The sequence below is a fragment of the Nostoc sp. genome (assembly GCF_036917275.1).
Lineage (GTDB): Bacteria > Cyanobacteriota > Cyanobacteriia > Cyanobacteriales > Nostocaceae > Nostoc.
In genome coordinates this window covers 261,940-277,410 of sequence record NZ_JBALDF010000006.1, presented here as the reverse complement: position 1 = coordinate 277,410, position 15,471 = coordinate 261,940, and the positions used below count along the sequence as shown (strand labels likewise).

The 15,471-nt window shown below is 43.2% G+C and carries 8 protein-coding genes; 4 read left to right on the top strand and 4 right to left on the bottom strand.

The genetic code is table 11. The annotated features are described in order from the left end of the window. The first annotated feature begins 626 nt into the window (after positions 1–626). Positions 627–2,300: a bifunctional 3,4-dihydroxy-2-butanone-4-phosphate synthase/GTP cyclohydrolase II gene (gene ribBA, locus V7K35_RS02790; RefSeq protein ID WP_335076183.1), complete on the top strand. Its 1,674-nt coding sequence runs from the start codon at positions 627–629 to the stop codon at positions 2,298–2,300. 61 nt (positions 2,301–2,361) lie between these two features. On the opposite strand, the gene V7K35_RS02785 is transcribed toward ribBA, so the two are convergent. From V7K35_RS02785 to V7K35_RS02775, 3 genes are all read right to left on the bottom strand, one after another. Then, positions 2,362–3,240, bottom strand: a complete 879-nt coding sequence (locus tag V7K35_RS02785; protein ID WP_335076181.1) for a peptidoglycan recognition protein family protein — start codon at positions 3,238–3,240, stop codon at positions 2,362–2,364. Between the two features lie 202 nt (positions 3,241–3,442). Continuing rightward, entirely contained in the window at positions 3,443–4,648 is a 1,206-nt protein-coding gene (locus tag V7K35_RS02780) for a leucine-rich repeat domain-containing protein (RefSeq protein WP_335076179.1), read from the bottom strand. 171 nt (positions 4,649–4,819) lie between these two features. Continuing rightward, positions 4,820–5,176 carry a hypothetical protein gene (locus tag V7K35_RS02775; RefSeq protein ID WP_335076177.1) on the bottom strand — a complete coding sequence of 119 codons (357 nt, stop codon included), beginning with the start codon at positions 5,174–5,176 and terminating at the stop codon, positions 4,820–4,822. A gap of 59 nt (positions 5,177–5,235) precedes the next feature. Between V7K35_RS02775 and V7K35_RS02770 the strand changes: the two genes are divergently transcribed. Further along, positions 5,236–5,379 (top strand): hypothetical protein, encoded by a 144-nt coding sequence (locus V7K35_RS02770; RefSeq protein ID WP_335076175.1) that lies wholly within the window; start codon positions 5,236–5,238, stop codon positions 5,377–5,379. A gap of 130 nt (positions 5,380–5,509) precedes the next feature. On the opposite strand, the gene V7K35_RS02765 is transcribed toward V7K35_RS02770, so the two are convergent. Next, positions 5,510–6,136: a DUF4126 domain-containing protein gene (locus tag V7K35_RS02765; protein ID WP_335076173.1), complete on the bottom strand. Its 627-nt coding sequence runs from the start codon at positions 6,134–6,136 to the stop codon at positions 5,510–5,512. A gap of 734 nt (positions 6,137–6,870) precedes the next feature. Between V7K35_RS02765 and metH the strand changes: the two genes are divergently transcribed. Together metH and hpsA are read left to right on the top strand one after the other, a co-directional pair. After that, positions 6,871–10,401: a methionine synthase gene (metH, locus tag V7K35_RS02760; protein ID WP_335076171.1), complete on the top strand. Its 3,531-nt coding sequence runs from the start codon at positions 6,871–6,873 to the stop codon at positions 10,399–10,401. 483 nt (positions 10,402–10,884) lie between these two features. After that, positions 10,885–15,453 (top strand): hormogonium polysaccharide biosynthesis protein HpsA, encoded by a 4,569-nt coding sequence (gene hpsA / locus V7K35_RS02755; RefSeq protein ID WP_335076169.1) that lies wholly within the window; start codon positions 10,885–10,887, stop codon positions 15,451–15,453. Positions 15,454–15,471: the final 18 nt, after the last annotated feature.

Sequence of the window (15,471 nt, the reverse complement as noted above, 5' to 3'; positions counted from 1 at the left end):
ACGTGCCGATTCATTGAGGAGCCGTGTAATGGGAAACTATTAAGCACGGTTTTGAAGACCAACGGGGTTGGTGACAACCTCGTTGAGTTTACTAGGGAAGTGCCACTAAGGGCAAGCTCAGTGACCACTAATGCAGTGATAGATGCAGTCAGTCTGTGTTAAAATTAAATTGTGAGTAGAAATAAGTATTTACGTTTTGCAGTATCCTGGTACGGAGAAATCCCGGCTCCCATGAAACAACGGTTAGCAATAAGAGCTAATGGCAGTATGACTTGAAAGAGCAAATAATGGTGAGTCCAGTCCTGTTCGCGTAGCATCTCCCTTAGAAGAAGGGTTTTCCGTTAGGCAGGTTGTGTGTCTTACCACGTGTTGGCAAGCGGAATAAACTCTGAAAGCTTTAAGAAAAACAATAAATTAAGCGCAATTGCAATACCTCTAGTACTGCTAGTTTTTTTGAGCATCTAGGGTATACTTGACTATCCCTTCCATGCTTGGCTTGGAGAAATGAGCGTATCTTTAGACCTGAGGGTGTCAATGCTAGTCTACTTCTCTAGTCTTATAAAGAAGCTACAATCTAAAAGAAGAAATTGTTAAAAAAATTTACGTTGGTAGCTGGAAATCTTTCTGTGTCACAGCCTAATACTATCCAAGCTTTTAAATTTGATTCGATTGATGCCGCTTTAGCAGACCTAAAATCTGGTCGTGTCATTGTAGTGGTAGATGATGAAAATAGAGAAAATGAAGGCGACTTAATTTGTGCTGCCCAATTTGCCACACCCGACACGATTAATTTCATGGCGGTGGAAGCTAGAGGACTGATTTGTTTGGCAATGACAGGCGATCGCTTAGACGAACTAGACTTACCCTTGATGGTAAGCAACATTACAGATACTAACCAAACTGCCTTCACTGTTAGTATTGATGCCGGGCCAGAATTGGGTGTGACTACAGGCATCTCAGCGGAAGACCGCGCCCGCACTATCCAGGTTACTCTCAACCCAGTCACAAAACCTACTGATTTACGTCGTCCTGGACATATTTTTCCGATTCGGGCTAAGGCTGGAGGCGTACTAAAACGTGCTGGACATACGGAAGCTGCTGTGGACTTAGCTAGACTTGCAGGGCTATACCCAGCCGGGGTAATTTGTGAAATTCAAAACTCCGATGGTTCAATGGCGCGGTTGCAACAATTAGTTGAATACGCTAAACGTCACAATTTAAAAATTATTAGTATTGCGGATTTAATCAGTTATCGCCTACAGCACGATCGCCTCGTGTATCGTGAGGTGATAACCAAGCTGCCTAGTCAATTTGGCCAGTTTGAAATTTACGCCTACCGCCACACTCTGGATAATACAGAACACGTTGCAATTGTCAAGGGAGATCCCGCTAACTTCAAAGATGAGCCAGTGATGGTGCGGATGCACTCAGAATGCTTAACTGGCGACGCTTTGGGTTCTTTGCGCTGCGACTGTCGGATGCAGTTAGAAGCTGCACTGAAAATGATTGAGGCTGCTGGTCAAGGTGTCGTTGTATACCTGCGGCAAGAAGGACGGGGAATAGGCTTGATTAACAAGCTGAAAGCCTACTCTTTGCAGGATATGGGACTGGATACAGTAGAGGCTAATGAGCGTTTAGGATTTCCTGCTGACTTGCGAGACTACGGGATGGGGGCACAAATGCTTATGGACTTAGGCATCAAAAAGATACGCCTAATTACCAATAATCCCCGTAAAATTGCTGGAGTTAAGGGCTATGGGTTGGAAGTAGTCGATCGCTTGCCATTATTAATTGAGGCAACCGACTACAATTCTTATTACCTGGCCACAAAGGCGAAAAAGCTGGGTCACATGCTGTTACAGACTTATCTGGTAACAGTAGCAATTCATTGGCAAGATGACCCGGAAGCTGTGACAGAACGTTATGAACGCTTAGAGAAACTGCGACATTTAGCGAGAACTAATGATTTATTGTTGCAGGAAGAAGCGCGTCCGTTAGCGATCGCTATATTTGACGAGCCATCCTTAACAGTACACTTGGGTTTGGATCAAGCAAAAGTTGCTAGTTGCGATTGGTATGAGCAAAGTGGTCATCCTTATATCCAGGCTATCTTCCAAATTCTGGACAACCTAGCAACTTTGCCTTACATCCAGAAACTAGAATTTCTGATTTCCTCTGGTTGCGATCCTTTGAGTAATTTACAAGTTCAACTGGATCGAGAGACATTCCCGGATGGTACACTGCCTTCATCGATTAGCGATCGCCTGGAGACGCAGCAAATTTATAGCTTTAGCAAATAGCTTCGATAATTTTCTTTCAATATACAAGGGGGTGTGATTGCCGAAAGTACGGCACCACTTTTTATTTACTTACTCTATAGATTGGTCTTACCTGACGATAAGTATTAAGTAAGTCCAGAAATTTATTCCCATCAAAATTTATTGGGTCAACTTTTTTACCAGAACGGTCTACCAGATGGTGGGTAGTAATGCGATCGTCTGGAACTTGACTTTGAGCAATTAACCAAGCAAGAGAATCATATTGAGTTTTCGTATAGCCGCTATGAGTTTGTTGGCTGCTACTGTCATAACTATCTGGTGGTGTTTCTAAAGAAACGTGATAAGCAAAATTATTTACAGAAGCTGGCAAATTCGGATTAGTCTGCACAGTTTCCACTCCCCCTGGACTCTCAAATACTGAGTTAGCTGCACCAAAAGCTCGCTTTTCTGGCGGTACTAGATAAATCACGGTTCCGTCTAGCTTGATTAAGGCGTGATAACTTGCTTGCACACTTTCATCGGTATGGGCTACTTGAAAGAAATTAATGGCGCTGGAAGCAGAATAACCAGTTTCATGGAGGACGATAATCGGTTGGTTGTTAAGAGTTACACCGTTAACATCTTGGGCGTACCGTTCTCCATAGTTGCTTGGGTCAACCGAAGCGACTTGATAATTAGGTCTGTACTGTGCAAAAGTTTGAGTGGTTACGTACCTTGCTAGAGACTTGCTAATCTTGACTGGGGATTTGATTACACGTTGAAATTTCTTTTCTGGCTCTTTCGCTGATTGGAATTGTGCCTGGGGATATTGACTCCAGGCTGTAACCTGGGGATTGGATGTATGGTATGTTATCCGATTATTGTGTAATTGTGTCGCTCGTCCAATTAGCAGCACTGCAATTAGAGTGGCGAACATCAGCCAGATTAGTAGCACCCTAGTCGCCCAGTCTGTAAACCTCATTTTTTTTAATAGCCGTAAAACGGTAGATATTAATTTATAGCTAAACTGATGTATCTTTTGTAGGGGCGCACTTCTGTACGCCCCTAACGCCTATGGTATCTAAATAAGAATCGCTATAGATACTTTAATTCTAGTTAAATATACGTTTATAATCCCTGCAATAGTGCTGTTATGAGCAAACGATTAGCAGCTTAGAAAGATATTATTGTTTACCTTCTATCCTGGCTCGAAGATAGGTCAAAATTGCCTGCGTTCCCTGCTGAACAATTTCAGGCGGCGGTGAGCTTAATTGTGGATTGTTATCGAGGTATAGCTCAGTCAAATTGGAAAGTTGGCAGATTTCTGGCGGCAGGCTGCTCAGTTGGTTGTGATCGAGGTATAGCTCAGTCAAGTTGGAGAGCTGACTGATTTCTGGTGGCAGGCTACTGAGTTGATTGTTAGAGAGGTCTAGCTCAACCAAGTTGGAGAGTTGGCAGATTTCTGGCGGCAGGCTACTGAGTTGATTGTGATTCAGCGATAGCTCAGTCAAGTTAGAGAGTTGACAGATTTCTGGCGGCAGGCTAATGAATTGATTGTGATTCAGGGATAGCCATGTCAAGGTGGAAAATTGGCTGAATTCTGCTGGCAGACTGCTGAGTTGATTATTAGAGAGGTGTAGCGTTATCAAGTTGGAGAATTGGCTGAATTCTGGTGGTAAGCTACTGAGTTGATTGTTATAGAGGGATAGCCATGTCAAGTTAGAGAATTGGCTGAATTCTGGTGGTAAGCTACTGAGTTGATTGTGATTCAGGCATAGCGATCTCAAGTTAGAGAGTTGGCTGATTTCTGGCGGCAAGCTACTGAGTTGATTGTAATTGAGGTATAGCTCAGTCAAGTTGGAGAGTTCGCTAATTTCTGTTGGCAGGCTACTGAGTTGATTCTTAAAGAGGGATAGCCATCTCAAGTTAGAGAGTTGGCTGATTTCTGGCGGCAGTCTGCTTAGTTGATTGTTAGAGAGGTATAACTCAGTTAAGTTGAAGAGTTGGCAGATTTCTGGCGGCAGACTACTGAGTTGATTCTGATCGAGGCGTAACGATATCAAGTTGGAGAGTTGGCTAATTTCTGGCGGCAGCCTACTGAGTTGATTGTTAAAGAGGGATAGCCATTTCAAGTTAGAGAGTTGGCTGATTTCTGGCGGCAGGTTGCTGAGTTGATTATTAGAGAGGCATAACGATATCAAGTTGGAGAGTTGGCTGATTTCTGGCGGCAGTCTGCTTAGTTGATTGTGATCGAGGTGTAGGGTTATCAAGTTGGAGAGTTGGCTGATTTCTGGTGGCAGGCTGCTTAGTTGATTATTAGAGAGGGATAAATGCCTTGCCTTTTCCCTGGCAGCTTTTTCTATAATTTGCAACAGTTCTTCGTTTGTCACCTGCAAACCTCACCAACTCTGTAACGATATTTACCAGATTAATGTATCGCAGGTTATGGGGAGTGGGGCTAGATTAATCTGTTCTATCTACGTAGAAAGGGCTGTAATGTTTAAATTAGTAGGGTGCATAGGCGTAGCCCGTCGTAGACATGTCATCCCTTGCAATAACATTCACTCATCCACGAGTATCAAAGACTCATTCACGAGTATAAAAGACTCGCTCACGAATATAAAAGACTCGCTCACGAGTATCAAAGACTCATCGGCAAGTATAAAAGACTCGTCCACGAGTATCAAAGACTCATCGGCGAGTATCAAAGACTCGCTCACGAGTATCAAAGACTCGCTCACGAGTATCAAAGACTCGCTCACGAGTATCAAAGACTCGCTCACGAGTATCAAAGACTCGCTCACGAGTATAAAAGACTCGCTCACGAGTATAAAAGACTCGTCGGCGAGTATCAAAGACTCGCTCACGAGTATCAAAGATTCGCTCACGAGTATCAAAGACTCATTAACCGAGTTCAAAGGGTGCGTTACGCTTTCGCGCTAACACACCCGAAGACTGCAATCGCTTTATAATTGCAATGTCTACGACGGGCGTAGCTGCGGCACCACCAACCCTACAGGCGATCGCTTTATGGCATACATTGAATATAGTTAGCAGTCGGCAATTCCATAAATATTCGTCAAGAACCGAAGTATTTGCTGATGAACTTATAGCGCGGTGATGTTGGGTTTCGTTCCTCAACCCAGCCTACGATTCTCCTGAACTTTGGCACTAACATTAATAGCGATCGCTTTATAATTGCGATGTCTACGACGAGCTACACCTACGCAGTTATGACAATCCATAACTACTTATCCCAATTCTCTTGATGTAGAGACGGTTTCGTTAGTTTGGGAAGATGGTTTATTGAAGAAACTCCAGATTCTTTGAATAGCTATTATTAAAAAACCAATCACAATCACTCCTGCTAGCACTGGTAAAGCTAGCGCCAGCACAGACAGTCCGATGGCAATAACCAACTCAATGGTTGACACAAATGGATTGGTTAATCCACCTGAAACGCCAGTAGAACTTATCCGCAACGTATTCATTAATCCCTTAGTTAATCCTGCGGTTCCACCACCTGCAATTAAAGCTAACGTCCATTGCGCCAGTGGATTCATCTCTGGAGCAACAGATGCTGTTACGATTGTCCCAGTGATAAATGCCGCAGGTGTGGCAACAATATCCAGCAGATGATCTAACCAAGGAATGTAATAACCGGTAATTTCCAGCGAACAAGCGACTGCAAAGACAATTACAGCTTGAGGTGTTTCCAGCCAATCAAAGTTAGTTGGCAAATCAAAATGTCCAAAAACTGAAGCCACACTCAACGCTAGCAGGGGTACAAATACTCGAAAGCCAGCCGCCGCGCTCAAACTAATCCCTAGTAATAATTCAATAAATGTATTTAGATTGAACAAAGAATTTAAATCCATAATAGGACTCAAGTTATACTCCTAATGTTTTTTCCATCTTTAAGCTGAACGGAGTGACAACTCTCAGCTGTGATCCTAAGATAATAAACTTGGCGAAAATATTTCATCTGACTATATGTAGAATCAGTCAAACCCCACTTGTGTCAATACTGCGTAGGTTTTGCCTAAAAAATAACTTTAATGTAGGTTGCGTTGAAGAACGAAACCCAACCTAAAAATCTGGACTTTGTTTGTGAGACAGCGACCTCTAGAGCCATATCATGTCCGCATAATTTAGTTATGCTAACCACAGTCATTACACCTACCCCCAACCCCTTACGGTGTACACACAAGTCGAATTACCCCCCTTAATCCCCGCGATATATTGGGGGGAAACAAGAAATCCAGTTCCCTCCCCTTTATAAGGGGAGGGTTAGGGTGGGGTAAAACCTTGGGTTTTTCAGCTATTTCAGACTTGTGTGTAAACCGTAGGCTAGCGGGAAGGGAAGACAAAGCGCAACTTTGGCGAGGTGGGGTTACGAGTTTAATAAGCAATCAAGCGACATGATATAAGGACGCTTTTACATAATTCTGCCGTCGCCAACCTTGATAAATCAGGTCAAAATGAGCGAATGGTGAGTTTCAGCAAAACTGAATTTATTAAATAGTGCCCAAAATATCACAATTTGAGAAAATAATAAAGTAAGTGGAGTATCACAAGACTCACTTGATTTGCTCATTTATTCTCGGAAAATATGACTCATTCTTTCCTTGAACGCCTGCGTAGTCCAGATAGCCCAGTCCTCGTCTTCGACGGGGCGATGGGAACCAACCTGCAAACCCAAAACCTGACTGCTGAAGACTTCGGCGGCCCACAGTATGAAGGTTGTAACGAATACTTAGTCCACACTAAACCCGAAGCAGTCGCTAAGGTTCACCGTGACTTTCTCGCTGCTGGTGCTGATGTCATTGAAACCGATACTTTTGGCAGTACGTCCCTGGTGCTGGCAGAATATGACTTAGCAGACCAAGCTTACTACCTCAGCAAGACAGCCGCAGAATTAGCGAAGCGTGTGGCTGCGGAATTTTCCACGCCCGAAAAACCCCGGTTTGTGGCTGGTTCCATCGGCCCCACAACGAAACTCCCTACCTTGGGACATATTGACTTTGACACCATGAAAGCGACTTTTGCTGAACAAGCAGAGGCGCTGTGGGATGGTGGTGTCGATTTATTTTTGGTGGAAACTTGCCAAGATGTGCTGCAAATTAAGGCGGCGCTGAATGGAATTGAAGAAGTGTTTGCTAAGAAGGGCGATCGCAGACCGTTGATGGTATCTGTGACAATGGAAAGCATGGGTACAATGTTGGTTGGTTCAGAAATCAGTGCGGTGCTGACAATTCTGGAACATTACCCAATTGACATTCTCGGTCTAAACTGTGCCACTGGCCCAGACTTGATGAAACCACATATCAAGTATCTAGCAGAACATTCACCTTTCATCGTTTCCTGTATTCCCAACGCGGGTTTACCTGAGAACGTCGGCGGTCAAGCGCACTACCGCCTGACACCGTTAGAATTACGGATGTCGCTGATGCATTTTGTTGAAGATTTGGGTGTCCAAGTGATTGGGGGTTGCTGTGGGACGCGTCCAGAACACATTCAACAATTGGCAGAACTCGCTAAAGACCTAAAGCCAAAAGTTAGACACCCAAGTTTAGAACCAGCAGCAGCATCAATTTACACCACTCAACCCTACGACCAAGATAATTCCTTCTTGATTGTTGGCGAACGTCTCAACGCTAGTGGTTCCAAAAAGTGCCGCGATTTGCTAAACGCCGAAGATTGGGATGGACTCGTTTCAATGGCGAGGGCGCAAGTAAAAGAAGGCGCACACATCCTCGATATCAACGTCGATTATGTGGGACGCGACGGCGTGCGGGATATGCACGAATTAGTTTCGCGCATCGTCAATAATGTGACATTGCCTTTAATGCTTGACTCCACCGAATGGGAAAAGATGGAAGCGGGTTTAAAGGTTGCCGGTGGTAAGTGTTTGCTCAACTCCACCAACTACGAAGACGGAGAACCGCGCTTTTTGAAAGTGTTGGAGTTAGCGAAGAAGTACGGTGCTGGTGTAGTCATTGGGACTATCGATGAAGATGGGATGGCGCGGACAGCAGACAAAAAGTTTGCGATCGCACAGCGTGCATACCGTCAAGCTGTAGAATATGGTATCGCTCCTACCGAAATCTTCTTTGATACCCTAGCGTTACCAATTTCCACCGGGATTGAAGAAGACCGAGAAAACGGTAAAGCCACAATTGAATCTATCCGGCGGATTCGTGAAGGATTGCCTGGATGTCATGTAATTTTGGGTGTTTCCAATATTTCCTTTGGTTTGAATCCAGCGTCGCGGATGGTGCTGAACTCGGTGTTTTTACACGAAGCGACGACGGCGGGAATGGATGCAGCGATTGTTAGTGCCAACAAGATTTTACCGTTGTCCAAGATTGAAGAACGCCATCAAGAAATTTGTCGGCAGTTGATTTATGACGAACGGAAATTTGAGGGTAATGTTTGCGTATACGATCCCTTGGGAGAGCTTACCACAGTGTTTGCTGGGGTGACAACTAAGCGCGATCGCTCCTTAGATGAAAGTCTCCCCATCCCAGAACGTCTCAAGCGTCACATCATTGACGGCGAACGCATTGGTTTAGAAGAACATCTCACAAAAGCCTTAGAAGAATATCCCCCCTTAGAAATTATCAACACCTTCCTGCTAGATGGCATGAAAGTTGTCGGGGAATTGTTCGGTTCAGGACAAATGCAGTTACCCTTCGTCTTGCAATCTGCGGAAACCATGAAGGCGGCGGTAGCTTATCTAGAACCGTTCATGGAAAAGTCAGAATCAGGCAACAATGGCAAGGGAAGCTTTATTATTGCCACTGTCAAAGGTGATGTCCACGATATTGGTAAAAACTTGGTAGATATTATCTTGTCCAACAATGGCTACAAGGTAATTAACCTGGGAATTAAGCAGCCAGTGGAAAACATCATCAACGCTTACGAACAGCACAAAGCTGATTGTATTGCCATGAGTGGTTTGCTAGTAAAATCCACCGCCTTCATGAAAGAGAATTTGGAAATATTCAACGAAAAAGGAATTACCGTCCCCGTGATTTTAGGCGGTGCAGCGCTGACTCCCAAATTTGTGCATGAAGATTGCCAAAAAACCTACAAAGGTAAGGTTGTTTATGGCAAAGATGCCTTTTCTGACTTGCACTTCATGGATAAATTAATGCCAGCTAAAGCTACTGGTAACTGGGAAGATTTGCAGGGATTTTTGAACGAAGTTGAAATTGCTGAAGTTTCGACAAATGGTCACAAAGAATCAGTAACTACGACTGCTAAAGAAATAGCATCTGCTGAACCAAAAGAAGTGGATACGCGGCATTCAGAAGCAGTAGCGATAGATATTGAACGCCCGACACCACCTTTTTGGGGAACGCAGTTATTGCAGCCTAATGATATTCCCATTGAGGAAATATTCTGGCATTTAGATTTACAAGCTTTGATTGCTGGACAGTGGCAATTCCGCAAACCAAAGGAGCAATCTAAGGAAGAATATCAGGCTTTCTTAGCTGAGAAAGTGCACCCAGTTTTGGAAAATTGGAAACAGCGGATTATTGAAGAGAATCTGTTACATCCCCAGGTGATTTACGGGTATTTACCTTGTCAAGCTGAGGGGAATTCTCTACATATATATGACTCACAAAACCAATCACAACAAGTTGCAACTTTCGAGTTTCCCAGACAAAGGTCGTTAAGGCGGCTGTGTATAGCAGATTTCTTTGCACCGAAGGAGTCGGGAATTATTGATGTGTTCCCAATGCAGGCGGTAACTGTGGGGGATATTGCAACAGAGTTCGCCCAAAAGCTGTTTGCTGCTAATCAATACACAGATTACTTGTATTTCCACGGAATGGCGGTGCAGATGGCGGAGGCTGTAGCTGAGTGGACACACGCTAGAATTCGCCGGGAGTTAGGCTTTACTGCTGAAGAACCCGACAATATTCGTGATATATTAGCACAACGCTATCGTGGTTCACGATATAGCTTTGGGTATCCAGCTTGCCCCAATATTCAAGACCAGTACAAGCAGCTGGAGTTATTGGGGACTGACAGGATTAACTTGTATATGGATGAAAGTGAACAACTTTATCCAGAACAGTCTACCACTGCGATTATTGCTTACCACCCAATAGCAAAATACTTTAGCGCTTAATCTATATCCCTTCTCTTTAACAAAGAGAGGGGTTAAAGTCAGGATAGGGTGAAGTTACAACAGTATTGCACCGAAGTGAGAACCGCTATATCTGATTATTTTGCACCCAACTGATATCTTTCCTTTAACAGGTGGGTATTATAAGCTTATTCTGTTAACAACATCTTTATAAACTTGCCTTTAGATAAAATACATTTCCGCAATTTTACTGTAAAGTTATGCTCTTATTCTTTATCAGACTTGAATTAAATAATTCTGAAAAAATTCAGTGTTTCACGGATAAAATCAACCATTCATCAATGATATAACTTGAAGTAAATTATCTTTTCTTGTAGCCACTTTCTTTGGAAGTTAGCAATACCAGATCTAGTAGTTACATTAAATATAATCTCACATTTTGCCTGTAAAGTATTTTTACAGGCACAGATTAAGATGTCTAAAAAATAGTAAATCCGCTATAGATCACTTGACAGGAAAGCAGCTATGTCTCGAAAACGTCAGCTATTCAAGGCAATTCAAAAAAGTTTTAGACAAATTAGCAAGCAATTTTTATCTGCAATTAACAAGCAAATCATTTGGCTAGTGCGGAATATTTCTGGCACTCAAAGAAGACGCAGTTCGGTGAATGCTGGCTTTATTTTACCAACAGTGGCGATGGTAATTTTGGTCGTCGTGCTGTTAACAACTGCAATTTTATTTCGGTCTTTTGAGCGCTCTAAAAACGCTAGTAATGTCCGCGTGAATGAGGCTGTGCTTAACGCTGCTACCCCAGCGATTGATCGTGCTAGAGCAAAATTAGACAAGCTATTTGATGACCGCCGACTGCCACGAGCTACACCTTCAGATATAGTTTTAGAAAGTACCTTAAAAAATAATTTGAATGAATATACTTTTGGAGACGAAACTCAACTAAATATCAATTATACAGGTCAAACAGCACTACCAACTGCATGGATGTTCCCTGTTGATACAAATAACAATGGGAAATTTGACACCTATACTCTTTATGGAATTTACTTCAGAACTCCGCCCATAAGTAGTGGCACATACAGCCGTGCTAGAAATCCTCTAGAGGCCAGAACTCCGCCCATGACCTCTGGTAGTGTAAGCACTGGTTGTCAAGATACTTTAGGAACAAGTGCTAGTTTAGTTGGGAATACGGGCTGGGTTAATATTGCTAGTAAGCTGAAAAAAAGCTTTTTTGTCTACACTGCTAATGTTCCGATTACTAACCCACCAACGACTGGAAGTGATGCAGGTAAATACGAAGCTTTCCAAGGAAATAAAGGTTTTTCAGGTTTAGAATATCAACAAGACCGTATACAACTACCGTTAGTTAACAACGCGGTGGTTTATGACGATGATATAGAACTTACCCCTGGTCCTGCATTTAACCTAAATGGACGGATTTTAACTAATAGTAACTTCCTGACCGGTAGTAATTCTCAAATTGTCACACTTTATCAGGTTAGTAGTAAAAATTCCTGTTTTTACGATGATGACAATGCCAAAATTGTTGTAGGTGGCAATTTATCAGGAGGTGCTTTCACGGCTGATGTTGATTATAACAACACTACTGGAGTGCATTTATTCCAAGGGCAAGGAGTTGATCCTAATCAAAGCTTTGGTGTTAAAGAGAATAAATCAATTACTGAGACACCGAAGAATATTGCCTACAATAGCCTAGCTTATGTACAACGCATCAATCTTTTGGTGCAAGCACAGATGGCTAACACTGCATCTAGTGACCCACAGGAAGTCCAAGATGGTATTGCACAGCAATTAAAAGTATTAAATCTAACTACTTCCACTGCCACGACAGCGCAACAAACTACTATCCGTAATAACCAACTACAACTTTACTTTAAAAAACGTACCCGCCGTGTACCCTATGCTGAAGTTGCTTTTGGTGTAAATGGAATAGGAACTTATACGACTACTACAGTATTACAAGGAAGTGGTAATTCACTACGTCCACCAAATACTTGGGTTTTTCCCTTTGATCCTAGTGATGGTAAAACTAAAACTAATTATGCCAATTTAACACTTAACATTAGTAGTTCTAACCTGCTACCTAAAGCCACAGAAACAACTACGCAACAAAAACTAGGTAAAGAACAATACGTTGGCGATCGCGTTTTGCTTGGTAATAACCTACCTGCATTGTGGTGGAACGGAACGACATTTATTGGTTCAGATAGCACAGATACCCAAGATATTACAGGTATTAACTGGGATAATGGAACCGGAACTCGCAATCGCCGTAGTCGTGTACAGCAACTGGCTGATTTAGGAACTGTTGACCGAGATGGAGACTGGGAATCAGCAGCTGCTACAGTACCAAGTACTCCCCAAGATTCTGTAGGCGGCTTACGGGTAGTGACTGGTGCAGGGATTTATTTGCCTAGTAATTTAATTGTTAGTAGTCCAAGCTTTACCGCAGCTTCAAACCGAATCTGGTCAGATATGATGCCAGTTCCTTCGGGAACAGCTACCGTTGGAACAAGTGTTGATGTTAGAGGTATAATAGGCGGTTTTGACTACTCAAAAATCCAAGTATCAACTCAACCATATTTACGGATGCGGGCTACAGCAGTGTATCACTACCAAGCGAGTGGCTACAATGCGGCAACCCCTGCACCCATTGCTTGTATAAGTAGTTACTATGACCCAACTAATAGCACTACAGCTAAGAACCTCACAACTCTTCCATATAACAACAATACGGGTGGCAACTCCCACAATGGTATTGTCTACGCAGCTCCAACAAAGGCTGTTTCTGACTATTCAGCTTTACTAAACTACCAAGCTAGTTTAAGGTATCCCAATGGGCGGTTGGTAAATGAAGTGCTAAAAACCGCTCTGCCAAAAGCAGCTTCCTCTCGGACACTTTCAGAGCAGTCTGCTATTCATGCTGCCATTTGTGCCATCCAAATATTAGACGGTACTATAGGCACTCCAGATAATAGCATCATCCCTCACGGCGCAATTTACGAAACTGCCTTTTTAGATGCAAGGCAGATTAAGGCAATTCATAAAGATGTAGATGCAACAACTGGTAGTAATACCCCAGGTGTACAAACATTCACCAACGCCGATGGTGTAAATGGAGATGGAACTGGAACTGTAGCAAACCCGACTACAGACTATGAACTCGCCAAAGAAAGCCGCCAACCTCTGGAAATTCGCGCCACTGTATTAGACTATAATGCGCTGCGGCTGAAGACGTATGGTAGTGCAACACCACAGGAATACTTAATTCCCAATAGCGGTATTATTTACGCTACACGGGATGATGCCCTTTTAGATTTGAGTGCTAGTTCTGGCAATGGTACAGACGTACAAAAATCAAATAGCCCGGTAGACTTTAAACTTGATCCAACTCGCCGTCCCAATGCCATTATGTTGATAAACGGCGACCTTACTGGCAACCCTAACGGAAGCATCTGGCGTGTTCTGGGTTTCAGAGATGCAGAAAAAGGCTTGATTTTAGCCTCTAACTTGCCTGTATCTATTAAAGGTGACTTTAATAAACATACCGGAGAAGAGTTTAATACAGCTCTAGCTACTGATTTGGGCAATTTTTACTCTCGCGTTGCATCAGACCGTAATCCAAACTTTGCTTGTCGTACTGGTGACGCTAGACTACCAAACTGTACGACTGGGGACGCATGGCGACCTGCTAGTGTGTTGTCAGATGCAATCACACTTCTTTCTAATAACTTTCAGTTGGGCTACCGCAATGATGGAGACTATGACCTGAATAATAACCTGGGGGACGCTAATTCTATTTCCGGATTTCAGAACAATGGGTTTGCTACGAACAATACTAATGTCATCAATGCTGCCTGGTATGGGCCTGACGGCTTGCCCAAAGACCTTGATACTACAGCTAGTGGTACTCAAGGTAGTTCTTACTTAAATAACTTTGTTACACCCATCCAGCGAAGGAAAAATGCCCCACAGTATTTAATGGAGGTCTGCCCGAAACTACCTGTTTCAGCTTGCAATCCGGGTACTGATTGGTACGTAACAGTACCCGCTGATGGTGGTCTAAGAGCCTCTGATGCTACTGGAAATTTTCTTATTGCTACCCATAAAGCAGGTACAACAGCAATATTACCGACTGATTCTAAATATCTGGCCTATCCTCGACGTGTTGCCTTTCTCCGTGATTCATCTTCTGGAGTACTCACAGTTGATGGTAGTAATAAACCAACCATTATAGGTATCAAGGACGGCGCAATAACTCAATTTCCTCTGAGTAGTTTTGATTCTACCAATAGGCCAGATTCCAAAGATAATGCTCTATGGTTCCGAACAGCCAATCCTAATACTAATACTGATACTCCTAATGACGATACTAAACCGCCAAAGGTTACTCTAGGCTCAGGTACAAGCGATCAACCAATTTTATCGCCAGTTTTACAAATTCAAGTGGCTTTCGGTACTGATGAAACTACATCACCAACATCAACTAGCAGAATAGGTCCTAGCAATACACAAGGTAGTAACTGGCTACAACAAGCACAAAGTACCACCTTTAACTTAGTCGCAGCAGGGGGAGACACCCCAGCTCGTCCTACAGAAGATAATGGTGGCTTACACAACTTTGTCCGCTTCTTGGAAAATTGGAACCCAACTAGCGACTTAAACGCAGCTTATGCAGCTATATTTAACGGCTCTTTTATCCAAAGAACTCGTAGTGTCTATGCTACTGCACCATACGTAGCATTCTTAAATACCTCACCCACTATTACCAGCAGTCCTCCTACTGTATATCCGATCGCTAATTCTAGTGGTCAAGTACCTTTTTACCTGGCTCCTAAACGGCAGTGGGGTTATGATGTCGGCTTGCTATCGCAATCACCAGACGCATTTTCGCAAAAATTAGCGATAACGCCAGATGACAAACCCAATGAGTACTTCCGGGAAGTTGGTCGAGATGATGCATGGGTGCAAACGTTGTTATGTGCAAAAAAACCCCCATACGACAACACTACCGCTAGTAATGCCATCGATGCCGATCAGCGTCCTACTAGTTGTAGTTAATCTTTAATTCCTAGAAAC